Genomic DNA, 19,890 nt, shown 5'->3' with positions numbered 1-19,890 from the left:
CAGGTCGTTCGCCGTCACTGTAGTAGTTGCAAAACGCAACCACTAGGGGGTGGGGCGAGGATGGGCCGCTTCGTCTATTCGATGAACGTGTCCCTCGATCTGCGGATCGAACAGGTTCCCGGGGACAACGGCGCCGGCGAGTGGCTGCGCATCACCGAGGAACTGCACCGCGAGGCCAACGCGCAGACCCGGGAGCTCGCGCTGATCGTGCACGGCCGGGTCCTCTACGAGACCATGGAGGAGTACTGGCCGCGGGCGCCGGCCGACGCTTCGCTGCCGGACTACATGCGGGAGTACGGCGAGATCTGGCTGGCCACCCCCAAGGTGCTCGTCTCCCGCACCCGGCACAGCGCCGATCACCACACCCGGATCATCGGCGGCGACGACGCGATCGAGCAGCTGGCCGCGCTGCGGGCCGGCACCGACGGCACCATCGCGGTCGGCGGCGCGGCCCTCGCCACCCAGCTGCTGCGGGCCGGGCTGCTTGACGAGTTGCTGCTGTTCACCCACCCGACGGTCCTCGGCTTCGGCCGGCCGCTGTTCGACGACTACGACCGGCCGATCGACCTCGAACTGCTCGAACAGCGAACGTTCCCCCAGGGCGTGACGATGAGCCGTTACGCCTTCCGCGACGAAAGTGAGGCCGACCCGTGCTGACCCAGGTTGCCGAGGGCGTACAGGTTCACGAGAGCGAATTTCTGAAGAGCAACACCATCGTCGTACGGGGTACCGACGGCGTGCTGCTGGTCGACCCCGGGCTGCAGGAAAGCGAGTTGACCTGCCTCGCCGACGATCTGTCCACGTCGGTGGTGGCCGGATTCGCGACCCATCCACACTGGGATCACGTGCTCTGGCACGCCCGGCTCGGCGCGGCTCCCCGATATGGCACGGCCCGCTGCGCGGCAGCGGTCCGGGAGGAGGTGTCCGACCCGGGCTTCCAGGCCCGCCTGGTCGAGCACCTGGCCGAGACGGAGATCGCCGGGCAGGTCCCACTCGACCTGTACGGCCAGATCACCGCCCTGCCCACCGGGACGACGCGGCTGCCCTGGGACGGCCCCGGCGCCCGGATCATCGAGCATCAGGCGCACTCACCGGGCCACGCGGCACTGTTCATCGAGGACAGTGGGGTGCTGATCGCCGGGGACATGCTGTCCGACGTCCTGATCCCGATGCTCGACTTCGACGGCACGGCCGACCCGATCGGCGACTACCTCGCGGCGCTGCGCCTGCTGGAGGCCGTGGCCGCCCACGTCGTCATCCCCGGGCACGGCTCGGTCGGCGGCGACGTCGCCGAGCGGATCGAGCGCGACCGGGCCTACGTGCTGGCCCTGCGGGACGGTCAGGAGCCGGCCGACCCTAGACTCGGCCCGGCGGCCAAGCCCGGCTGGGAGTGGGTGAGCTTCATCCACGAGGGGCAGGCCCAGCGGCTCGCGTCGGTCAGCGAATAGCCCGCAGCGTCCGGCGCCCGGCCAGCAGCGCCACCCCGGCGAGGACGACGAACGCGACAGCGGCCGTACCGAGCAGCGTCGAGACCCGCGGCGCGGAGGGCAGCGGCAGCGCCGGCGGGTCGATCCCGGCCAGCGGTAGCGCCCACCCGGTCAGCCGCCACCCGAGCAGCGCGATCGCCATGCCCGCGACCACCGCTGCCCCGACCAGCACGGGATAGGTCAAGAGGGTGGCCCGGCGAACCGCGACCCGGGTCAGCCCCTGACCGCGCAGCGCCGACAGATCCTCGACCCGGCGGGCCCGGTCGACCGCCGCGGCCAGGATCAGCGCACCGGCGGCGAGGGCCACCGCCAGCCCGGCGACGATCACGTAGAACCAGAGGGCGAGGGCCGGCCCCTCCCGGTCCAGCCGGTCCCGGACCTGCCCGGCCCGGGTGTCGGAGACGACCACCAGGCCGTGGTCGCGCAGCCGGTCCAGGATGTCGCCCGGAGCGGACGCCGACAGCCACACCTGGGCGTTCGAGGTGGGCGCCGCGTCGGTGGCGGCCTGGTCGGCGAGGTCGAGGTCGGCCAGGACGGCCGGCGTGCCGAGCCCGGGAACGGCCGGGATCCGCACGGCCGAGGCGATCGGCAGCGGCCGCCCGTCGAGGCCGAGCACCGTGGGACGGGCCACGTCCCCGGCGACCGCCACCGGCAGCGGGGACGGAACCGAGGCGGGCTGGACGAACATCCCGTCGGGAAGCCGGTTGAGCGAGGTGACCGCTACCCGCAACCCGTTCGGGCCGGCGGTCAGTTCGCCCCCGTCGCTGACCCGCCAGCCGGCCGGGTCGGTGAGCCGGGCCGGGGACACGCCGGTCAGGGCGTTGACGGTGATCTGCCCGGTCAGGTCGAGCGATCCCTGCCGCCCGGCGATCTGCAGCGCTTTCAGGCGGCACCCGGACGCGCAGGCGGCCGCCGGGAAGTCGTAGGCGTGCCGTCCGGCCCGCAGCTCGCCGAGTTCGACGCTCAGGTCGGCGGGGCCGTCGATCGGGGCGAGGGTCACCGTGGCCAGCAGCGGCTTGCCGATGGTCAGGCCGGTGCTGGTCAGGTCGAGGCTCAGCCGGGCGCCGCGCAGCACGACCGGGTCGGCGGTGTCCGGTCGCAGGTCGTGCCGGTCGGGCGGGTCGCCGTCCCAGGTGGTGATGGTGGCCAGCCCGGCCGTGTCGACCGCCAGCACCGGCGGCTGGTCGGTGGAGGCGGGCAGCCGGACCGCCGCCATCGCGAAGGTGCCGGTCGGGTCGACGGCCCGGACCGCGGCGAGCAGCCCCTGCCGGCTCAGTGGCCCGACCGCGACGACCCGGGCGGCCCCGGTGCCGAGATCGGCCTGGACCTGCCGGCCGCGGGAGCCCACGTCGACCGCGCAGGCCGCGTACCCGACCACCGCCACCGAGGCGGTGATCAGCGCGAACAGTCGCGCCCCGCCGGGTCGCCGGGAGAGCTGGAAGGCGGCGATCGCGGCGGCGAGCCGGCCGTCGCGCAGTTGCCGGCGGGCGAAGACGGTCGCCCACGGCAGCACCAGCCGGGCCACGACCAGCGCGGCGGCGACAAGCACCAGGCCGGTGGCGAACGTGCCGACCCCGTCCAGGCCGCCGTCGCTGAGCACCAGCTGGACCACGGCCACCGCGGCGAGCAGGACCACCACCGCCTCGGCCGCGATGGCGGAGGCGGCGCGCTGAGCCGGCGGAACCCGGCGGAGCAGCTCGGCGACCGGCCGGCCGAGCTGGCGTCGCTCGGCGAGCAGGGCGGTGACCACGGCGGCAGCCGCGGCGAACGGCGCCCAGCGCAGTGCGGCGAGGCCGGGATCGGCGCCGAGCCCGGGGAACCGCCAGGCCGCGAACAGGTCGACGAGCACCTGCCCGGCGACGCACCCGAGCGCGGTGCCGATCAGGATGGCGACCAGGTTCTCGCCGGTGGCCAGCCACCAGCGCTGACCCCAGCGGGCGCCGCGCAGGGCGACCACCGCGAGCTCGGGCCGGCGTCCCTCGGTGCCGTAGCCGACGGCCAGGAAGATGGTGAGGCAGGCGAGCAGGACCAGGCAGACCGCGAGGACCGGCACGATGCGGTGGGCGGCGGCCCGGCCGGCGTCGATCCGGGCGAGCAGCGCCGGGATCCCGGTGTCGACCTCGAGGCCGGTCCCGAGGTCGGCGGCCCGCGCCTGCACCCGGGCCAGCCCGTCCCGCACGGCCGGCAGCCGGTCGACGGTGAGCGCGCCGGGCGCGGCACCGCCGTCGAGGCTCAGCTCGATCGCGCCGTGGTCCATGCGGCCGACCGAGGCGTAGGTGACGAAGACCGGCTCCCCGGTCCGCCCGCCGGTGTCCGGGCCGAAGTAGTTGTGCCGCCCCCAGTAGGCGTCGGCGGGGTCCCCGGGTTCGTAGACGCCGGTGATCAAGAAGCGCTTGGGGGTGCCGTCCGGGATGAAGGCGGCGACCCTCGGGTCGGCGTTGTAGAACGCGTAGGTCAGGCTCAGCGTGTCCCCCGGGGCGAGCTTGGCGCGCGCCGCGGTCTCTCGCCCGATCATCAGGTCGGACTCGCCGATGATGCAGCGCCCGGCGACCATCGTCAGGTGGGCGCAGACGTCCTGCCGGTAGACGAACCGGGTGCGGATCTTGTCGGTCGGTTCGATGCCGAGGGTGGCGTACTCGGCGGCGTACACGTAGTCGAAGCCGGGCAGGCCGGCCAGCGACGTCCCGGTCTCGGTGAGTTTGACGTCGGCCTTGACCGCGTCCGGGTTGGATTTACCCGGCCGCGGGTCGTGCTGCCGGGCGATCAGGGTGAGGCTGCGCGAGCCGGCGTCGGCGGCGGCGACCTGACCGGCGGCGACGGCCCGGTCGGCGGCGCGCAGGTAGGCGGGTGCGGCCACCGCGGCGGCGACGCCGCACATGGTGAGCAGGGCGAGGGTGACGGCCTGGCCGCGGCGGGTCCAGACCATGGCCAGGACGAGGGCGATCATCGGGCACCTCCGCGCAGGCCGCGCACCGACAGCCAGCCGGCGACGCCGAAGACGACCAGCCCGATGCCGGCGGCGGCCGCGAGGACCGGGCCGCCGAGGACGCCGGGTGGCGGTATCACCCGCCAGCCGTCCGGGAAGGGCGGCGCGGTGACCGCGGCGACCGGGCGGGCGATGACGGCGGCGAGCAGGCCGGCGGCCACCCCGGTGAGGACCAGGGCGGCGGTGCCCGCATAACCGGCGATCAGGGCCCGGCCGGCGTCGAGACCCTGCACGCGCAGGGCGCGCAGCATGGCCAGTTGCGGTTCGCGTTCGGCGGCGGCGACCACGCCGATCATCGCGGCCGCGACGACCAGGGCCAGGCCGGCCGCGAACAGCCCGAACGACGAGGTGATCACCCGGCCTTCGGCGGCGAGGGCGGTCGTGCGGCCTGCGGCGGTGCGATCGGAGAGTACGGCGATCCCGCGGTCGCCCAGCGCGCCGACCAGGATCTCCGGGGCATCTTCGGCCAGCCAGACCTGGAACGTTCCGCCCAGGTCGGCGTCACCGGCCACCCGCCGGGCGGCGTCCAGGTCGGTGAGCATCCCCTCGCGCCCGAGGACCGGCAGCACCGACGCCGAGGCGACGACCCGGACCGGGGTGGTGACTCCGCCGAAGCGGCCGGACAGGGCGTCGTCGAATCGCCACTCGTCGGGACGGCCGCCGGCCAGCACGACCGGCACCGGCAACGGCGCGTCGACCGCGTAGACCTCGGTGCCCTCGTTTCCGGCGGCGCGCAGCACGAGTCCGCGCACCGACGTCTCGAGCCGGGCGACAATTCCGGTAAATCCGGCACGCCATCGGCTCACGTCGGCCAGATCAGCGGAATTCAGGATGGTAGAGGCGGGCGACTGCTGTCCCACCGATCGGATGGTCAGACCGCCCGCGGCCGGGAACAGCTGCCACCCGACCAGGCGGCACCCGGGTGCGACCGCGCACGAGGGCACCGAGACCGAGGCGGTCTGAGCGCCGGCCCGCAAGCCCTGGAACTCGACCCGGAAGCCGTCCCCGGTTCCCTCGTGCTGCAGGATCGCGCCGAGCAGGGCCGGCCCACCGACATCTCGCACCAGGTCGACCGTGAGGGCCGAGCCGGTGATCAGCGGGGCCGGGGCCGGCAGCCGGACGGCCGTCACCGCCGAGCTCAACGCCCCGGCCGGGCCGTAAGCGGGCCGCCAGCGGGCCACCGCTTCGAGCCGCGAGCTGTCCACCGCGAGCAGCGGCGGCGAGGCGGTGGTGTCGACGACCACCGCCATCGCCTGTTTCCCGCTCGGGTCGGCCTGCCGGACGGCGTATTCGAGGGCGGTCCGCGACGCCGCCCGGACGGTAAGCACCCGGGCCGCCCCGAGCTCGACGTCGGCCCGGTCGGCCCGTTCCGCCCGACCGGCGGCCAGGCCGCCGGTGGTCAACGCGAGCAGAGCGACGGCCACGACCAGCAGGGCGAAGACCCGGTCGGTGCCGGGCTGCCGGGATACCTGTACGGCGGTCAGGCCCAGCCGCAGCCGCCCGGCCCGCACCGCCGCGCCGCCGATCCGGTCCGCGACCCACCGTAGGAACCGGGCCAGCAGCAGGCCGACCGCCAGCGCGACCAGTCCGGGCGCGGCGACGCCCAGCCCGCTCTCCGGCCCGCCGGTGCGCGCCTGATAGACCGCCCCGGCGGCCAGCAGCACGAAGAACACGTCGACGAAGCGGGACCGCCAGTCCCGCCGGGCCCCGGACACCCGCTGGAGCAGCGCGACCACCGGCGCCCGCTGGGCGATGCCGTCCACCCCGGTGAGCACGAGCAGCCCGATCAGCTCGACGACCAGGATCACCGCCACCGACACGAGCAGCGCGAGCCACCACTCGGACCGCACCGGAAGGTCCCCGGCGACCACCCAGGCGGCGGCGATGCCGACCGGCAGTCCGGCCACCGCCCCGACGGCCAGCGGCACCACGTGCTGCCCGGCGGCCAGCCGCAACAGCCCGCCGCCGGTGGCGCCGCGCAGCTTGAGCAGCCCCGCGTCGGCCCGCCGGTCCCGCCCGGTGAGCCGGCCGGCCAGCCCGAGCGCGAACCAGGCCAGGATCAGCACCTCGGCTAAAGCGACCAGAACCCCGACGATGACCGTACGACGGTCGGCCAGCACCGCGTCGAACAGCTCACCGGTCGGGTTGTCCAGGTCGAGCTGGGCCGAAGCGAACCGGGGCCCGGCCGCGTTGAGCACCCCGTTGAGGTCGTAGTTGTTGTCACCACGCAGCAGGGCGAGGGGCACCGGCACCGCGACGGCCAGGGTGGGCCGGCCGAGCTGCGGTTCCCGGAACGTGTCAAGGGTGGTGAAGACCGGGTCGAGGTCGCCCTGGGCCCGGAACAGCGGATCGGTCCAGTACCGGCCGTCGGCGTCGGTCACCAGGTAGATCCCGGCCACGGTCAGGCGCAGGGTGCCGAGCGACCCGTCCGGCCGCACCTCGAAGGTGTCCCCGGTCTTCAGGCTCACCCGCTGCGCAACGTCCGCGCTGATCACGACCGTGCCCGGGGTGGCCGGGCAGGCGCCGGTGATCCGGACGTGGGCGCAGAGGTCGTCGCGGTAGGCGACCGGCATGCCGGACCGGGCCGAGCCGTGCAGCCGGTCGGTGTAGAAGGTGTCCTGGACGACGCCGAGGATCGGGGTGACACCGGGCAGCGGCAGCAGGGCGCGGGTGGTGGCGGCGAGCCGGTCGAGGGCCAGCCGCGGGTCGCCGTTCGTCGGTGCCCGCTGGTGCACGGTGATGACCTGCTGGTCGGCCGGGCGGGCGGTGACCTCGGCACCGGCCGCGCGGGCGGCGACGGTGAGGCCGTACCAGGTGCCGGCGGTGGCGGCGGCCGCGGCCACCGCGGCCAGGAGGGTGAGCAGGGCCGCCTGCGTTGTCCGGCGCCGCACCGCGCCCCAGCTCACGAAGTACATCCGGCCCGCTCCCCCGTGCTACCTGATCCGGGCGGCTCGCATCGTCAGGTACCGCCGCTCGGGCAGGCTGCTGGTTCGGGCCGCCGCGGCAGCGTACAACCGCGCGGCCGACTGTGGATCTCCCGCCCGTTCGTGCAGGTGGGCGCGGACCGCGTCGAGCCGGTGGTTTCCGGCCAGCCGGTCACCGAGATCGTCCAGCAGGGCCAGGCCGGCCGCCGGGCCATCGACCATCGCCACGGCCACCGCGCGGTTGAGCTCGACCACCGGATTGCCGGTGACCCGGGCGAGCAGGCCGTACAACGCGGCGATCTGCGGCCAGTCGGTCGTCTCGAAGGTAGGCGCCCGGCAGTGCAGCGCCGCGATGGCCGCCTGCAACTGGTACTCGCCAACCGTCCCGGTGCCGGCCACGGCGTCCAGGATCGCGGTGCCCTCAAAGATCAAATTCCGGTTCCAGAGGGTACGGTCCTGCTCCTCGAGCGGGATCAGATCGCCGTCCACCGACGTGCGGGCCGGCCGGCGGGCGTCGGTGAGCAGCATCAACGCCAGCAGCGCCCCGCTCTCGGGGTCGGTGTGGCGTATCTTGCGAGCCAGTCGAATGGCCTCTGCGCTCAACTCAACCCGGTGCAGCGTTTGGCCACTGCTCACGGCGTACCCCTCATTGAAGATCAGGTAAAGCACCTGGCGGAGGGAGGCGGGGTTGGTGGCGGGGCCGAAGGGCCGGCCGCGCAGTTTCTGTTTGGCGCGGCTGATGCGCTGGGCCATGGTGGCCTCCGGCACCAGGAAGGCCGCCGCGATCTCGGCGGTGGTGAGCCCGCCGGCCGCCCGCAGGGTGAGCGCGACCTGCGACGACGGCGCGAGATCGGGGTGGCAGCACATCGCCAGCACGGTGAGCGTGTCGTCGGCCGGATAGGCGTCGGCCGGCTGATCCATTCGGGACACCAGCTCCTCGCGCCGGCGCCGGGACTGCTCTCCGCGGACGGCGTCGATCAGCTTGCGCGACGCGGTCTGCAGCAGCCAGCCGCGCGGGTTGTCCGGAACGCCGTCGGCGGGCCAGTGCAGATGCGCCGCGAGCAGGGCCTCCTGGACCGCGTCCTCGGCGTCGTCGAACGAGCCGCACCGCCGCGCGAGCACCCCCAGCACCACCGGGGCGTGCTCGCGCAACAGGTCGGTGATCACAGTCCGGTCATGGCCTCGAAGTCGGCGCCGTCCATCACCCGGCGGATGGTGACCGGCTGCCGCAGCGGCACCCCGCCCGGCCCCGGCACCGCCGAGACCAGGGCTGCGATCTCGATCGCCCGGTCCTCCGACTCGACCTCGACGATCTGGTAGCCGGCCAGGATCTCCTTGGACTCGGCGAACGGCCCGTCGGTCACCACCGGCGCGGTCCGGCCGTCGGAGATCACCTCGCGGCCGAACCGCGGCTCGGTCAGCGCCTCGCCGCCGACCAGTTCGCCGCTGTCGCGCAGCGCGGCGTTCAGCACGTCGTAGTAGTTCATGTGCGCCTTGATCTCCTCGGGGCGCCAGCGGTCCATGGGTGTGTCGTCGTCGCCCGGCCGGTAGTCGACGATGAGCAGGTAGCGCGGCATGAAAACCTCCTTGATCGGATCCTCTACCCCAGGGACGGAGCCGATCCACCCGCCTCGACATGATCGCGCGGAACTCTTCGCCGGTTCAGACGCTCGACTTTCGGCCGAGTGCCGGCTTGTTTCGGTGGGTCTGCGGACTGATGCGTGGGTCTCGTGCCGGTCCATAAAGTCGCCGCCATGGGTAAGGATCGTCTGAGTTCGAGGTTCGTGATCGGATTGCTGTCGGCCGCCGGCGCGGCGTTGGTGGCCGCGTTCGTGCTCGGGCCGGCCGCGCTGCTGGGGAGCGAGGCCGACCTCGCCGGTGCCGTTGGGCGCGCCCTGGTGGAGTTTCGGCAGAGCGGCGGATCGCAGCTTCCCGCCGGGCTGAAGGACCTGGTCGATTACTGGTTCGAGTGGCATGCGATCAAGGTGGTGATCACCTCGTTCATGCTGGTGACCTTCGGCCTTCTGGCTACCGCGTGGTGGCGGCGATATCGACGGGGCGGGGCCGGGTGCGCGGTGGCCGCGGTTGGCGCGAGCGTCCTCACCGGCATCGCGACGGCCGTGCTGATCCTCAACATTCAGGCGACGGTTGTGCCGCTTGTCGCGTTGCTGCCGCTGGCGTCCAGCGACGGGTCGGAGACGCTGCTCGGTCCGGCCGGCTCGCCCGCGCAGACGGTGCTGGTGGGCGAGGTCGAGCGTTACCACTGGGTCATGGTCGGGGTGGCCGGCCCGGCATTGGTGGTGGCCGGCCTGATCAGCGCGTTGCTGTGGCGGCGACGGGTTGCCGACGACGCCCGGGTCTTCGTGGCGCGGCGGGCGACCAGTGTCGTCGCGGGGCTCATGGCGAGCTTGCTGTTGCTGGTGGTGGCGTTCAGCGCGTACTCGGCGGTCGAGCCCGCCGACGCGCTGCGTGGGCTGCTCGGCCTGGGCTGAGGGGTCTCGTCGCGCGAGACGCGCGGCACGTGCCGGTGTTGCACCGTGGTCGCGCGGGCTGGGCGGCCGGGTGGTGGTGCGGTTGTGGACGGCGTCGCCCGTACCGTAAAAGGCCTTGATCTTCGTTCGGCTGGATTATGTTCGCCGGTATGAGTGTGCGCTTCGGGGTATTCGTGCCGCAGGGCTGGAAGATGGACCTGGTTGAGATCGCCGACCCGGTCGAACAGTACGAGGCGATGACGGCGGTGGCCAAGGCCGCCGATGCCGGGCCGTGGGATTCGATCTGGCTGTACGACCATTTCCACACCATTCCCGAGCCGACCCTCAACGCGGTCTTCGAGGTCTGGACGGCGACCGCGACCCTGGCCCGGGACACCTCGCGGGTCAATATCGGGCAGATGGTCGGCTGCAACGGTTACCGGCAGCCGTCCCTGTACGCCAAGATCGCCTCGACCGTGGACGTGGCCAGTCACGGGCGGCTCTACGCCGGGCTCGGCGCCGGCTGGTACGAGCACGAGTGGAAGGCGTACGGCTACGAGTGGGCCGACGTGCCGCAGCGGATGGCCGCGTTCCGGGAGGCGGTCGAGATCGTGCACAAGATGTGGACCGAGGAGCGTCCGGTCTTCACCGGTAAGCACTACCGCATCGACGGCCCGATCAATCAGCCGATGCGCCGCCCGCAGCTCTGGCTGGGCGGTGGCGGCGAGAAGGTGACGCTGAAGCTTGTCGCGCAGTACGCCGACGGCTCCAACGTCGGCAACGGAAACCCGGAGATCATCCGGCAGAAGCTGGGCGTGCTGCGGGAGCACTGCGACCGCCTGGGCCGGTCCTACGACGCGATCGCCAAGTCGACCACGGTCGAGGTGGACCTGTCCTGGTCGACCCAGCAGGCCGTCGAGAAGGTCGAGCAGGTCCTGGAGGCCGGCGCCGACTACGTGATCTTCTATATTCCGCGGGTGGCCTACGACCACGAGCCGTTGCAGCGCTTCGCCGAGGAGGTCGTGCCCCGGTTCACAACGCCGGCAGCGACACCGTGAACGTGCAGCCCGTCCCGGTGGCGGGCTGACCGGTCAGGACGCCGCCGTGGGCGTCCACGATGGCCTTGGTGATGGCCAGGCCCAGGCCGGTGCCCTTGATGCCCTGCTGCACCGCGTTGCTGGCCCGGAAGAACCGGTCGAACAGGTGCGGGTACTGGTCGGCCGGGATGCCGATGCCGGTGTCGGTCACCTCCATCACCACGTCGCCGTCCCCGGTGCCGGCCCGCTCCGGCGGCTGGTGCCGGGCCGTCACGGTCACCCGGCCACCGGCCGGGGTGTACTTGACCGCGTTCGAGACCAGGTTGTCGAGCACCTGCCGCAGCCGCATCGGGTCGGCCTGCACCAGCAGCTCGCGCGGCGCCGCCATGGCGATGGTCAGGCCCTTCGCCTCGGCCGCGGGTTGCAGGGTCTGCACCACGTCACGGATCAGCCGGGTGGCCGACAGCGGTTTCGGTTCCAGGTGCAGCTGACCGGCCTCGAGCCGGGCCATGTCGAGCAGGTCGTCGACCAGGGCCTGCATGTGGGCGCTGCGCCGGTCGATCACCTCGGTCAGGTGCCGCTGGTCGTCGTTCAGCGCCGGGTCGTCCAGCAGCGCCTCGGTGTAGCTGCGGATCGCCCCGAGCGGGTTGCGCAGCTCGTGGCTGACCAGCGCGACCAGTTCATCCTTGAGCCGGTCGACCCGGCGCAGCTTCTCGTTCTGCGACCGCTGGTCGGTCAGCAACTGCTCGCGCTGCTCGGCCAGCACGTGCCGGTCGGTGACGTTGGTGCTGATCCCGTCGATGAGCAGCCGGCCGTTCTCGCGCCGCGGCATCGACCGGGTCCAGACCCACCGGGTCACCCCGTCCGCGCCGAGCATCCGCACCTCGTTCTCGGCCGGCCGGCCGTCGCGCACCTTCCCGACGAACCTCTCGTAGACCGCCTCGTCGTCGGGATGGATCCGGCCCTCCATGGCCACCGCCATGTCCCACTGGATGGCCAGCCGCTCGCCGAACACGCCGCTGCCGTCCGGGCTCGCGTAGACCGAGCCGATGGTCCGGTCCGGCCGCACCTCGACCGTCCAGACGTAGTCGTTGACCTGCTCGATCACCCGGTCGAAGTCGCGCCGGGCGGCGGCCAGCGCGAGCGCCAGGTCCTCCGAGCCACGGCGTTCCAGGTAACGGCCGAGCTGGGCGCCGATCAACTCGAGCAGGTCCGTGATGTCGGCGTCGTACTCCTCGACCGCCGCGCTGAACAGCAGCAGCACGCCGAGCACCCGGTCGCCGGAGCGGACCGGCACGCCGAGCGCGCTGTGCAGGCCGGCCTCCCGGATCTGCTCGGCCCGGCTCATCAGCCGCGGGTCGTCGGCGACCTCGGCCGAGAACAGCTCGGCCGCGTCTTCCCAGATGTGCCCGGCCAGGCCGATGCCCCGCCCGACACTGAACGGCCGGCCGTCGGTGATCGCACTCAGGTCGTACGCCGGATCGGTCCACTGGCCCACCCGGTTGATCACCCCGGCGTCGTCGTCGGCCAGCCAGAACTCGCCGTACACCCAGCCCAGCGCCCGGGTCACCGCGGCGACCGTGTGGTCGGCCGCCTCCTCGGCGCTGGTGGCGTCGGCCAGCGCCCGGGCCACCGCGTACCGGACGTCCCGGGACCGCTCGGCGATCCGCTGGTCGGTGATGTCGTGCATGGCGACCACCGCGCCGAGCCGGCGGCCCTCGGTGGTCTCGATGGTGCGGGCGTTCGCGTGGAAGTGGTGCGGCACCCCGCCGCGCGGGGCAACCACGATGTGCTGCCGGTCGACGGTCTCCCCGTTGAACGCGCGGATCAGCGGCAACTCCTCGGCGGCCAGCGGGGTGATCTCGTCCGGCCCGAACAGGTCGTACTCCTCGGGCCAGTCGCCGGACGGCACCGGCCGGGCATCGGCGCCGTGGATCTCCCGCATCGCATGGTTGAACAGGGTCAGCCGGCCGTCCGAGTCGCAGGCGCCGACCCCCACGTCCAGGCTGTCCAGCAGCGCCTGCAGGAAGGTGCGCTCGTGTTCCAGCTGGCGGCGGTCGGCGACCCGGCCGCTGATGTCGTGCAGGAACGCGTGGTAGGCGTGCGCCTCGACCTGCAGGGTCATCTCGATCGGGAACTCGCTGCCGGCCCGGTTGCGAGCGGACAGCTCGATGCGGTGCCCGGCCAGCCGGGACTTGCCACCGGCGTGCAGCCGGGCCAGCCCGGCCGTGTGCGCGGCCCGGAACCGGGCCGGGATGATCAGGTTGGCGATCGGGGTGCCGAGCGCCTCCGCGGCCGGATAGCCGAACAGCTGCTCGGCGGCGGCGTTCCAGGCCAGCACGTTGCCGGCGGCGTCGACCGACACGTACGCGTCCTGGCAGGCGTCCAGGACACTCTGCAGCCGCCCGGCGGACGCGGCGTGCACCCGGGCCTCGGTGCGGATGGCGATCTCCGCCTCGGCGGCGGCCGCGAGGTCCTCAACCAGCAGCAGGTCGCGCGGTTCCCAGTCGCGCGGCTCGTCGTGCAGCACGCAGAACGAGCCGAGCGGATGGCCGTCGAGACTGCGCATCGGGAACCCGGCGTACGCGATCACGCCGTCCTCGATCGCCGGGTGCCCGGCCACCCGGTCGTCGGTGCGAGCGTCGGTGACCAGCAGCGGGGCGTCGGTGTCGACAACGATCCGGCAGAACGTGTGAGTGGCCTGCGACCCGGCCGAACCGACCACCACCCGCCGGTCGGGGGTGACCAGCGACACCTGGGCGCGGGTGGTCCGCAGCTGATGGGCGGCGGCCCGGGCGAGCCGGTCCAGCGACGTGCTGGGCGCACCGTCGAGCAGCCCGCTGTCGCGCATGCGGCGCAACCGCGCCACATCGCTCAGCCGGCCGTCGGCGCCTGTCGTGCCCGCGGTAGACCCCACTCCCTCCAAGTTCGGCCGGTCGCGCCGAACACTGAGCCCGTTGCTTCAACCTCTTGTCAGCTACGGAATCAGTGGAAAGATGGGCCGGAAAGTGTCCGATCCTGCTTCTGGAGATCTCGTGACCGCGAAGACCGTGCTGCACAACTTCATCGGTGGCGCCCCGGCCGCGCCCGCCGAGGGCCGCTACGAGGACCTCATCGATCCGGCCACGGGCGAGGTCTTCGCGTCCGCCCCCGTCTCCGGCAAGCCCGACGTCGACCGGGCCATGCACGCCGCGGCGGACGCGTTCGAGAAGTGGCGCAACACCACCCCGAGCGAGCGGCAGCAGGCGCTGCTGAAGTTCGCCGACGCCATCGAGGCCCGCACCGACGAGCTGGTCGAGGCCGAGTCGCGCAACACCGGCAAGCCGCTCGGCCTGACCAAGAGCGAGGAACTGCCGCCCGCGATCGACCAGCTGCGGTTCTTCGCCGGCGCCGCCCGGCTGCTCGAGGGCCGCTCCGCGGGCCAGTACATGAACGGCTTCGAATCGTACGTGCGACGCGAGCCGGTCGGCGTGTGTGCCCAGGTCACGCCGTGGAACTACCCGCTGATGATGGCCGTCTGGAAGCTGGCCCCGGCGATCGCGGCCGGCAACACCGTCGTGCTCAAGCCGTCCGACACCACCCCGGTCACCACCGTGCTGCTGGCCGAGATCGCCGCCGAGTTCCTGCCGCCGGGCGTGCTCAACGTGGTGGTCGGCGACCGGGACACCGGCCGTCAGCTCGTCAGCCACCCGATCCCGCAGATGGTGTCGATCACCGGCAGTGTCCGGGCCGGCATGGAGGTCGCCCAGGCCGCCTCCGCCGACCTCAAGCGCACCCACCTCGAGCTGGGCGGCAAAGCGCCGGTCGTGGTCTTCGACGACGCCGACATCGCCGCGGCGGCCGAGGCCATCGCGATCGGCGGCTACTTCAACGCCGGCCAGGACTGCACCGCCGCCACCCGGGTGCTGGTCTCCCCGGGCGCCTACTCCGACTTCGTGGCCGCCCTCACCGAGCAGGCCAAGGGGACCAAGACCGGCGCGGCCGACGACGAGGACGTGCTGTTCGGCCCGCTCAACAACGCCCGCCAGTTCGACCGGGTGCGCGGCTTCGTCGACCGGCTGCCCGACCACGCGCAGCTGGACGCCGGTGGCGCCCGGGTCGGCGACCGCGGCTACTTCTACTCCCCCACCGTCATCTCCGGCCTGCGGCAGACCGACGAGGTCGTCCAGGACGAGATCTTCGGCCCGATCATCACGGTCCAGCAGTTCACCGACGAGGACGAGGCGGTCCGCTGGGCCAACGGCGTCGAATACGGTCTGGCCTCCAGCGTCTGGACCAAGGACCACGGCCGGGCCATGCGGATGACGCAGCGCCTCGACTTCGGCTGCGTCTGGGTCAACTGCCACATCCCGCTGGTCGCGGAGATGCCGCACGGCGGATTCAAGCACTCCGGCCACGGCAAAGACCTTTCGGTGTACGGCCTGGAGGACTACACCCGCATCAAGCACGTCATGCACTCGCTCGGCTGATCTCACCGTTGGATGCGGAAGCCCGGACCCGAGGGGGGTCCGGGCTTTCGTTTCAGCAGGGCGGTTTGTAGGGCAACCCCGGAACGTACGTCTCCCACTCCCGTCGGGAGATCGGGTCACCGGCCGACGCGCAAACCCGGGGGATGACCTCCTCCGGGTCGGTCGACCAGAAGTCGACGCCGTCCCGTCCGCGCACCGCGAGCAGCTTGCCGTCCGGGCTGAACGCCAGCCCGTTCAGGGTGTTGTTCACCGCCATGGTCGCGTTCAGCCGGGCGGTCCGGGGATCGCTGATGTCGAAGAGATCGACCAATCCGTCGCTGCTGGCCTCGCCGCCCGGCAGCGCGAGCAGTTTGCCGTCCGGGCTGAGCGCGAGGTCGGTGTTCACGAAGCTCCGGCGTCCGCCGAGGAGCATCGGCTCGCCGAGCCGCCCGTCGTCGCCGACCGGGAAGATACGGACGTACCGGCTGTTGTCGCCGGCCACCAGGTAACGGCCGTCGCTGGTCAGCTGGCCGTCGACAAGGAGGCTGTCGGCGGTGGCCGGACGCGATCCGAGCGGCCGGGGGTTGGCCGGGTCACCGATGTCCCAGGCCAGGATCTCGTTGTCGCTGAAGCTGTAGAGGAACGGGCCTCTGGTGGAGAACGCGAACTCGTAGGCCACCGTCGGCAGGTTGACCAGCAGCTTCGGCGCGGCCGGGTCGCTGAGGTCGAACAGGCGCATCGACGACGGGCGCCCGTCGTCGCGGTGCGCGACGTCGGCCACCGCGAGCATCCGTCCGTTGCCGCCGCCGAACGTGAGGCCCATCGCGCCGGACGTGAAGTCGGACAGCGTCGCCAGCGGCTTGCCGGGCTTGACGTAGGTGGCCGCGGTCATCTCGCCGGTGGCGACGATGTCGACGAGGGCCTGGTTGCCGTCGGTCCGCGGGACCGCGAACAGGGTGCCGTCCGGGCTGAACGCGGTCGACTGGTCGATGCCCTCGCCGGCCTCGACGAACATGTTGGTGCCGTGCGAGGGGAAGTCCCGCACCGGCACCGGGCTGCGGGGGTCGGTGATGTCCCAGACCCGGGTGCCGATGTTGGAGCTGGTGTCGGCCACCAGCTTCGGGCCCTGCGGGTTGAAGGTCACCCCGTTGAGCAGGCTGGCCTTCAGGAGCGGCATCGATCCGGTCGCGCCCGGCCGGAACGCGTCGGCGACGTCCCAGAGCAGCACACCCGAGTCCGTCGGTGTCGCCACCAGCGGGTACTCCGGCGGCGCCGACTTGAGGATCACCGCCGCACCGAGGCTGTGGGCGGTGCCGGCCGATGTATTGCTGGCGAACCACAGCCCGTCGGAGAGCTTCCGCCAGACACAGAGGACACCGTCTCCGCCGCCGACGACGTAGCCGAACCGGTCATCCTCCCGGTCCCGGCTGTAGACCAGCGAGCTGACGTACGAGCAGGTGTTGCCGTAGGGACTGTCCCAGTTCTTGTCGTCGGTGACCGCCGAGACCTTCCGGGGGTTGCCGATGTCCCAGATACGCGGATATTCGTGGCCGCTCGTGCCGGCCACCGTCACCAGGTATCGGCCCGTCCTGTCGAACGCCACGCGGTGCATGAAGACGCGGGGCTTCAGGATCCAGTCGGCCGGCGACGTCCACTCGGCCCGCTTCGCTCGCTCCGGCACGGCCCACAGCCGGGACTTCTTGTCCAGGCCCGCGCTGGCCAGCAGCAGCCCGGACGGGGCGAAGGCCAGCGAGTCGACCATGCCCTGGTGCGCGTCGATGGTCCCGGTCTCGCGCGGCTGAGCGGGTTGAGTCACGTCCCAGAGCCGGATGTCGCCGTTGTGCCCGGCCGCCGCCAGGGTCTTGCCGTCGGCGGTGAGCGCCACGGCGGTGATGCTGGTGTCACCGGTCTCCAGCACGGCGAGGGACACCGGGTGCGCCGGGTCGGTCAGGTTGTAGAGCCGGACCTGCGGCCGGGGCAGATCGCGCATGTCCTCGGTGTTGGAGTCGGGCGAGTCGGGTCCGACCCCGACCGCCAGCAACCGCCCGTCGGTGCTGAGCGCGACCGGTCCGTTCAGCTCGCCGGCGCCGAACTCGCTGACCACGGTGACCGACCGTGGGTCGCGCAACACGAGCGTGTCGCCGGTCGAGACGGCCACGAACGCGCCGTCGCCGGACTGCGCCAGGTCGTAGGCGACCCGCCCCGCGTTGAGCGTGCCGGTGCTGGCCAGGCTGGCCAGCACCGGGCCGGTACCGGTGGCCGGGTCGAGCCGGTAGGAGAGCACGCTCAGCTGCTTGGCCAGGTTGGGTTGGCGATCACGTAGCTGGCCGGCCTCGGCGGCCAGCAGGCCGGCGATCGCGAGGTCCCGCTGATCGGCCGCCTGGCCCTGGAAGACGACCGCGGTGATCGCCGCACCCAGCGCCACCACCAGCAGCGCCGCCAGCACCGAGATCACCGACCGGCGGATCCGCTCGGAACGGCGCTGCGCCGACCGGGAGGAGGCGAGGAACGTGGTCGCCTCGGGTCCGAGTTCGGCCGCTGCCTCGGCGGCCACCCCGAGCCGCGCGCCACGGTAGAGAAGGGCCGGGTCGCGGCCCGCTTCCGCCCAGATCTGCGCGTCCGCGGTGAGGCGCTGGGCGGTTCGCAGCCGGTCGTGGTCCTCGTCGATCCAGTCGCGTAGCCGCGGCCACGAGCGCAGAAGCGCCTCGTGGCTGAGCCGCACCGACGTGCTGTCCCGGGTGATCAGGCGGTCGCCGGTGAATCGTTCGAGCGCGCGTTCGCCCGCCGCCGGATCGTCGAGGCCGCGCAGCAGGTCGTCGATGGGCACCGGCCGGATCGTCTCGGGTCCCTCGCCGCCGACCCGTACCAGCCGCGGCAGCATCCGGCGCAGCGCGGCCGCCTCGGCCTCGTCCTTGGCGATACTCGCCCACGCGGCCTCGGCACTGGTGCCGATCGCCGCCATCCCGCCGGCCCGGCCGTATCCGCCCAGCGTGATCCGGTTTCCCTCGCGCTGACCCCAGGTGGCCAGCAGCGCGTGCGACAGCAGCGGGAGCCGGTCCTGTTCCCCGAGGTCGCGGAGGATCAGGGCGGCCAGCCCGTCGTCGACGTGCCACCCGGACGCCACGGCCGGCTCCACGATGGCCGCCCGCATCTCGGCCGGGGTCATCGCGGTGATCAACGTCTGGTGGTGGCGCAGCGCGTCGGTGAGCTCGGGCCGCTCGGCCGCCACGCCGTAGAAGTCGGCGCGCAGCGCGAGCACCACCACGTGCCGCTCGGCCAGCGCCCGGACCGCGCCGAGGAAGGACGCGCGTTCGGCCGGCGACTCGCAGAGCGTGAAGACCTGCTCCAACTGGTCGACGATGAAAACCAGCCGGCTCACGCTCTGTTTCTTGCAGGCAGCCTCAGCCAGGCGTACGACCAACGCCGGCTCCGCCGGAGTCGCCCCCTCGCCGGTCGTCATGCTCAGTTCGGGTGGCCATCCGGCCTCTTTCGAGAGCCGGTGGACGAGCTGGTCCACCGGATGCTCGTCCGGGATCATCAGCAGCACCGGCCAGCCCGACGAGCCGGGCAGCCCGGGTGCTCCCGCTGCCAGGGCCGGCCGCAGACCCGCGTTGAGCAGCGACGTCTTTCCCGCGCCGGACGCCGCCACGAGCATCGACGGCAAGCTTGCCTCGGCCGCGCCCGCTACCACGGCGACGAGGCCGGCGATCGTTTCGTCGCGACCGAAGTAGCGTTTGGCGTCCTTCAGCCCGAACGCGTCCAGGCCGAGGTAGGGACACTGCCCGTCGGCCGGCGCAACCAGCTGGTGCGGCCCGGCCACCGGGTGAGCACGGTTGACCGCCAGCGGGAACGTCCCGGACCCGTCCCCGGACCGGCTCGTTGGCCTGGCCTGACCCTCGCCGGCCGCCGTGGCGAGACGCTCGTAGATCGCATCGAGCGTGAGCACCGACCCGGCCCGGGCGTCGCCCTTCTCGAGCAGCCGCACGAACCGCCCGCTGAACGTGGTCAGTTCCTCCCCCGGCGGCGCCTCGGCCAGCCGTTCCGCGGAGGCCAGCAGGTAGGTGCCGGACGCCGCCGCCGGGCTGAACCCCGGCATCGTCGGCAGGGCCGCATCGGGGAGTTCCGCCCGGCCCGAGAAGCAGCAGTCGAGGATCACGATGCGGGTCTTCACCTGGCTGCCGGACAGCGTGTCGGCGATCTCCCGGAACGGCAGCGCCTGGCGGTGCGGTCGCGGCCCGGTCACCACGTCCGTGGCGCACGCCGCAAGGTACAGCTGATTGCGCGGCCCGATCAGCCCGTGACCCACGTAGTAGATCAGCAGCACCGACTCGGCCGCTTCCTCGGCCTCCGCCACCAGCGCGGACATCGCGTCCACGTCCGGCGGGTCGACGACCACCCGCACGTTCTCCGGGGCGGCCCCGCCGACTGCGATCAGGGCGGCACCGACCGCCTCGGCGCTGCGTCCGGCCGCCGGCACGGAGGTGAGGGTGGGTCCCTGGTGGCTGGCCGTGCCGATCACCAGGATCCGCACGCCCGA

General features: G+C 72.8%; 11 protein-coding genes. 5 read left to right on the top strand and 6 right to left on the bottom strand.

The window, feature by feature from the left end:
* Nucleotides 1–60 precede the first annotated feature (60 nt).
* Both Ate02nite_RS23765 and Ate02nite_RS23760 read left to right on the top strand, forming a co-directional pair.
* Nucleotides 61–657 (top strand): dihydrofolate reductase family protein, encoded by a 597-nt coding sequence (locus tag Ate02nite_RS23765; protein WP_203809164.1) that lies wholly within the window; start codon nt 61–63, stop codon nt 655–657.
* Entirely contained in the window at nt 651–1,448 is a 798-nt protein-coding gene (locus tag Ate02nite_RS23760; RefSeq protein WP_203809162.1) for an MBL fold metallo-hydrolase, read from the top strand. Before Ate02nite_RS23765 ends, Ate02nite_RS23760 begins: the two co-directional genes overlap by 7 nt.
* On the opposite strand, the gene Ate02nite_RS23755 is transcribed toward Ate02nite_RS23760, so the two are convergent.
* The 4 genes from Ate02nite_RS23755 to Ate02nite_RS48910 are packed head-to-tail and all read right to left on the bottom strand — an operon-like array spanning nt 1,438 to nt 8,974.
* Entirely contained in the window at nt 1,438–4,434 is a 2,997-nt protein-coding gene (locus tag Ate02nite_RS23755) for an FtsX-like permease family protein (RefSeq protein WP_203809160.1), read from the bottom strand. The genes Ate02nite_RS23760 and Ate02nite_RS23755 overlap by 11 nt on opposite strands.
* A complete protein-coding gene (locus tag Ate02nite_RS23750) occupies nt 4,431–7,388 on the bottom strand; it encodes an ABC transporter permease (protein ID WP_203809158.1) in 2,958 nt (985 codons plus the stop codon). The genes Ate02nite_RS23755 and Ate02nite_RS23750 overlap by 4 nt, the downstream gene beginning before the upstream one ends.
* A gap of 18 nt (nt 7,389–7,406) precedes the next feature.
* The gene (locus tag Ate02nite_RS23745; RefSeq protein ID WP_239147633.1) at nt 7,407–8,564 is read right to left on the bottom strand and encodes an RNA polymerase sigma factor; all 1,158 of its coding nucleotides are present in this window, start codon (nt 8,562–8,564) and stop codon (nt 7,407–7,409) included.
* The gene (locus Ate02nite_RS48910; protein WP_239147632.1) at nt 8,561–8,974 is read right to left on the bottom strand and encodes a YciI family protein; all 414 of its coding nucleotides are present in this window, start codon (nt 8,972–8,974) and stop codon (nt 8,561–8,563) included. Before Ate02nite_RS48910 ends, Ate02nite_RS23745 begins: the two co-directional genes overlap by 4 nt.
* A gap of 177 nt (nt 8,975–9,151) precedes the next feature.
* Between Ate02nite_RS48910 and Ate02nite_RS23740 the strand changes: the two genes are divergently transcribed.
* Nucleotides 9,152–9,889, top strand: a complete 738-nt coding sequence (locus Ate02nite_RS23740) for a hypothetical protein (protein WP_239147631.1) — start codon at nt 9,152–9,154, stop codon at nt 9,887–9,889.
* 149 nt (nt 9,890–10,038) lie between these two features.
* Nucleotides 10,039–10,926, top strand: coding sequence for a TIGR03560 family F420-dependent LLM class oxidoreductase (locus tag Ate02nite_RS23735; protein WP_203809154.1), 888 nt, complete (start codon nt 10,039–10,041; stop codon nt 10,924–10,926).
* Here the strand turns inward: Ate02nite_RS23735 and Ate02nite_RS23730 are convergent.
* A complete protein-coding gene (locus Ate02nite_RS23730) occupies nt 10,901–13,822 on the bottom strand; it encodes an ATP-binding protein (protein ID WP_203809152.1) in 2,922 nt (973 codons plus the stop codon). The genes Ate02nite_RS23735 and Ate02nite_RS23730 overlap by 26 nt on opposite strands.
* A 79-nt stretch (nt 13,823–13,901) precedes the next feature.
* On the opposite strand from Ate02nite_RS23730, the gene Ate02nite_RS23725 reads away from it, so the two are divergent.
* On the top strand, nt 13,902–15,374 hold the full coding sequence (locus tag Ate02nite_RS23725) for a gamma-aminobutyraldehyde dehydrogenase (RefSeq protein ID WP_438871244.1): 1,473 nt from the start codon (nt 13,902–13,904) through the stop codon (nt 15,372–15,374).
* A 52-nt stretch (nt 15,375–15,426) separates the two neighbouring features.
* Here the strand turns inward: Ate02nite_RS23725 and Ate02nite_RS23720 are convergent, their stop codons facing one another.
* Nucleotides 15,427–19,884, bottom strand: coding sequence for a WD40 repeat domain-containing protein (locus tag Ate02nite_RS23720; RefSeq protein WP_203809148.1), 4,458 nt, complete (start codon nt 19,882–19,884; stop codon nt 15,427–15,429).
* Nucleotides 19,885–19,890: the final 6 nt, after the last annotated feature.

Origin of the sequence: Paractinoplanes tereljensis (assembly GCF_016862435.1) — a bacterium.
Taxonomy (GTDB): domain Bacteria; phylum Actinomycetota; class Actinomycetes; order Mycobacteriales; family Micromonosporaceae; genus Actinoplanes; species Actinoplanes tereljensis.
The sequence above is the reverse complement of the archived record's forward strand: the minus strand, read 5'-3'. Positions and strand labels throughout refer to the sequence as shown.

Excerpts from the sequence above, each read along its gene's own strand:
- Ate02nite_RS48910 (WP_239147632.1), bottom strand. The coding sequence starts at position 8,974 with ATGCCGCGCTACCTGCTCATCGTCGACTACCGGCCGGGCGACGACGAC.
- Ate02nite_RS23735 (WP_203809154.1), top strand. The coding sequence starts at position 10,039 with ATGAGTGTGCGCTTCGGGGTATTCGTGCCGCAGGGCTGGAAGATGGAC.
- Ate02nite_RS23725 (WP_438871244.1), top strand. The coding sequence starts at position 13,902 with ATGGGCCGGAAAGTGTCCGATCCTGCTTCTGGAGATCTCGTGACCGCG.
- Ate02nite_RS23765 (WP_203809164.1), top strand. The coding sequence starts at position 61 with ATGGGCCGCTTCGTCTATTCGATGAACGTGTCCCTCGATCTGCGGATC.
- Ate02nite_RS23750 (WP_203809158.1), bottom strand. The coding sequence starts at position 7,388 with ATGTACTTCGTGAGCTGGGGCGCGGTGCGGCGCCGGACAACGCAGGCG.
- Ate02nite_RS23755 (WP_203809160.1), bottom strand. The coding sequence starts at position 4,434 with ATGATCGCCCTCGTCCTGGCCATGGTCTGGACCCGCCGCGGCCAGGCC.
- Ate02nite_RS23740 (WP_239147631.1), top strand. The coding sequence starts at position 9,152 with ATGGGTAAGGATCGTCTGAGTTCGAGGTTCGTGATCGGATTGCTGTCG.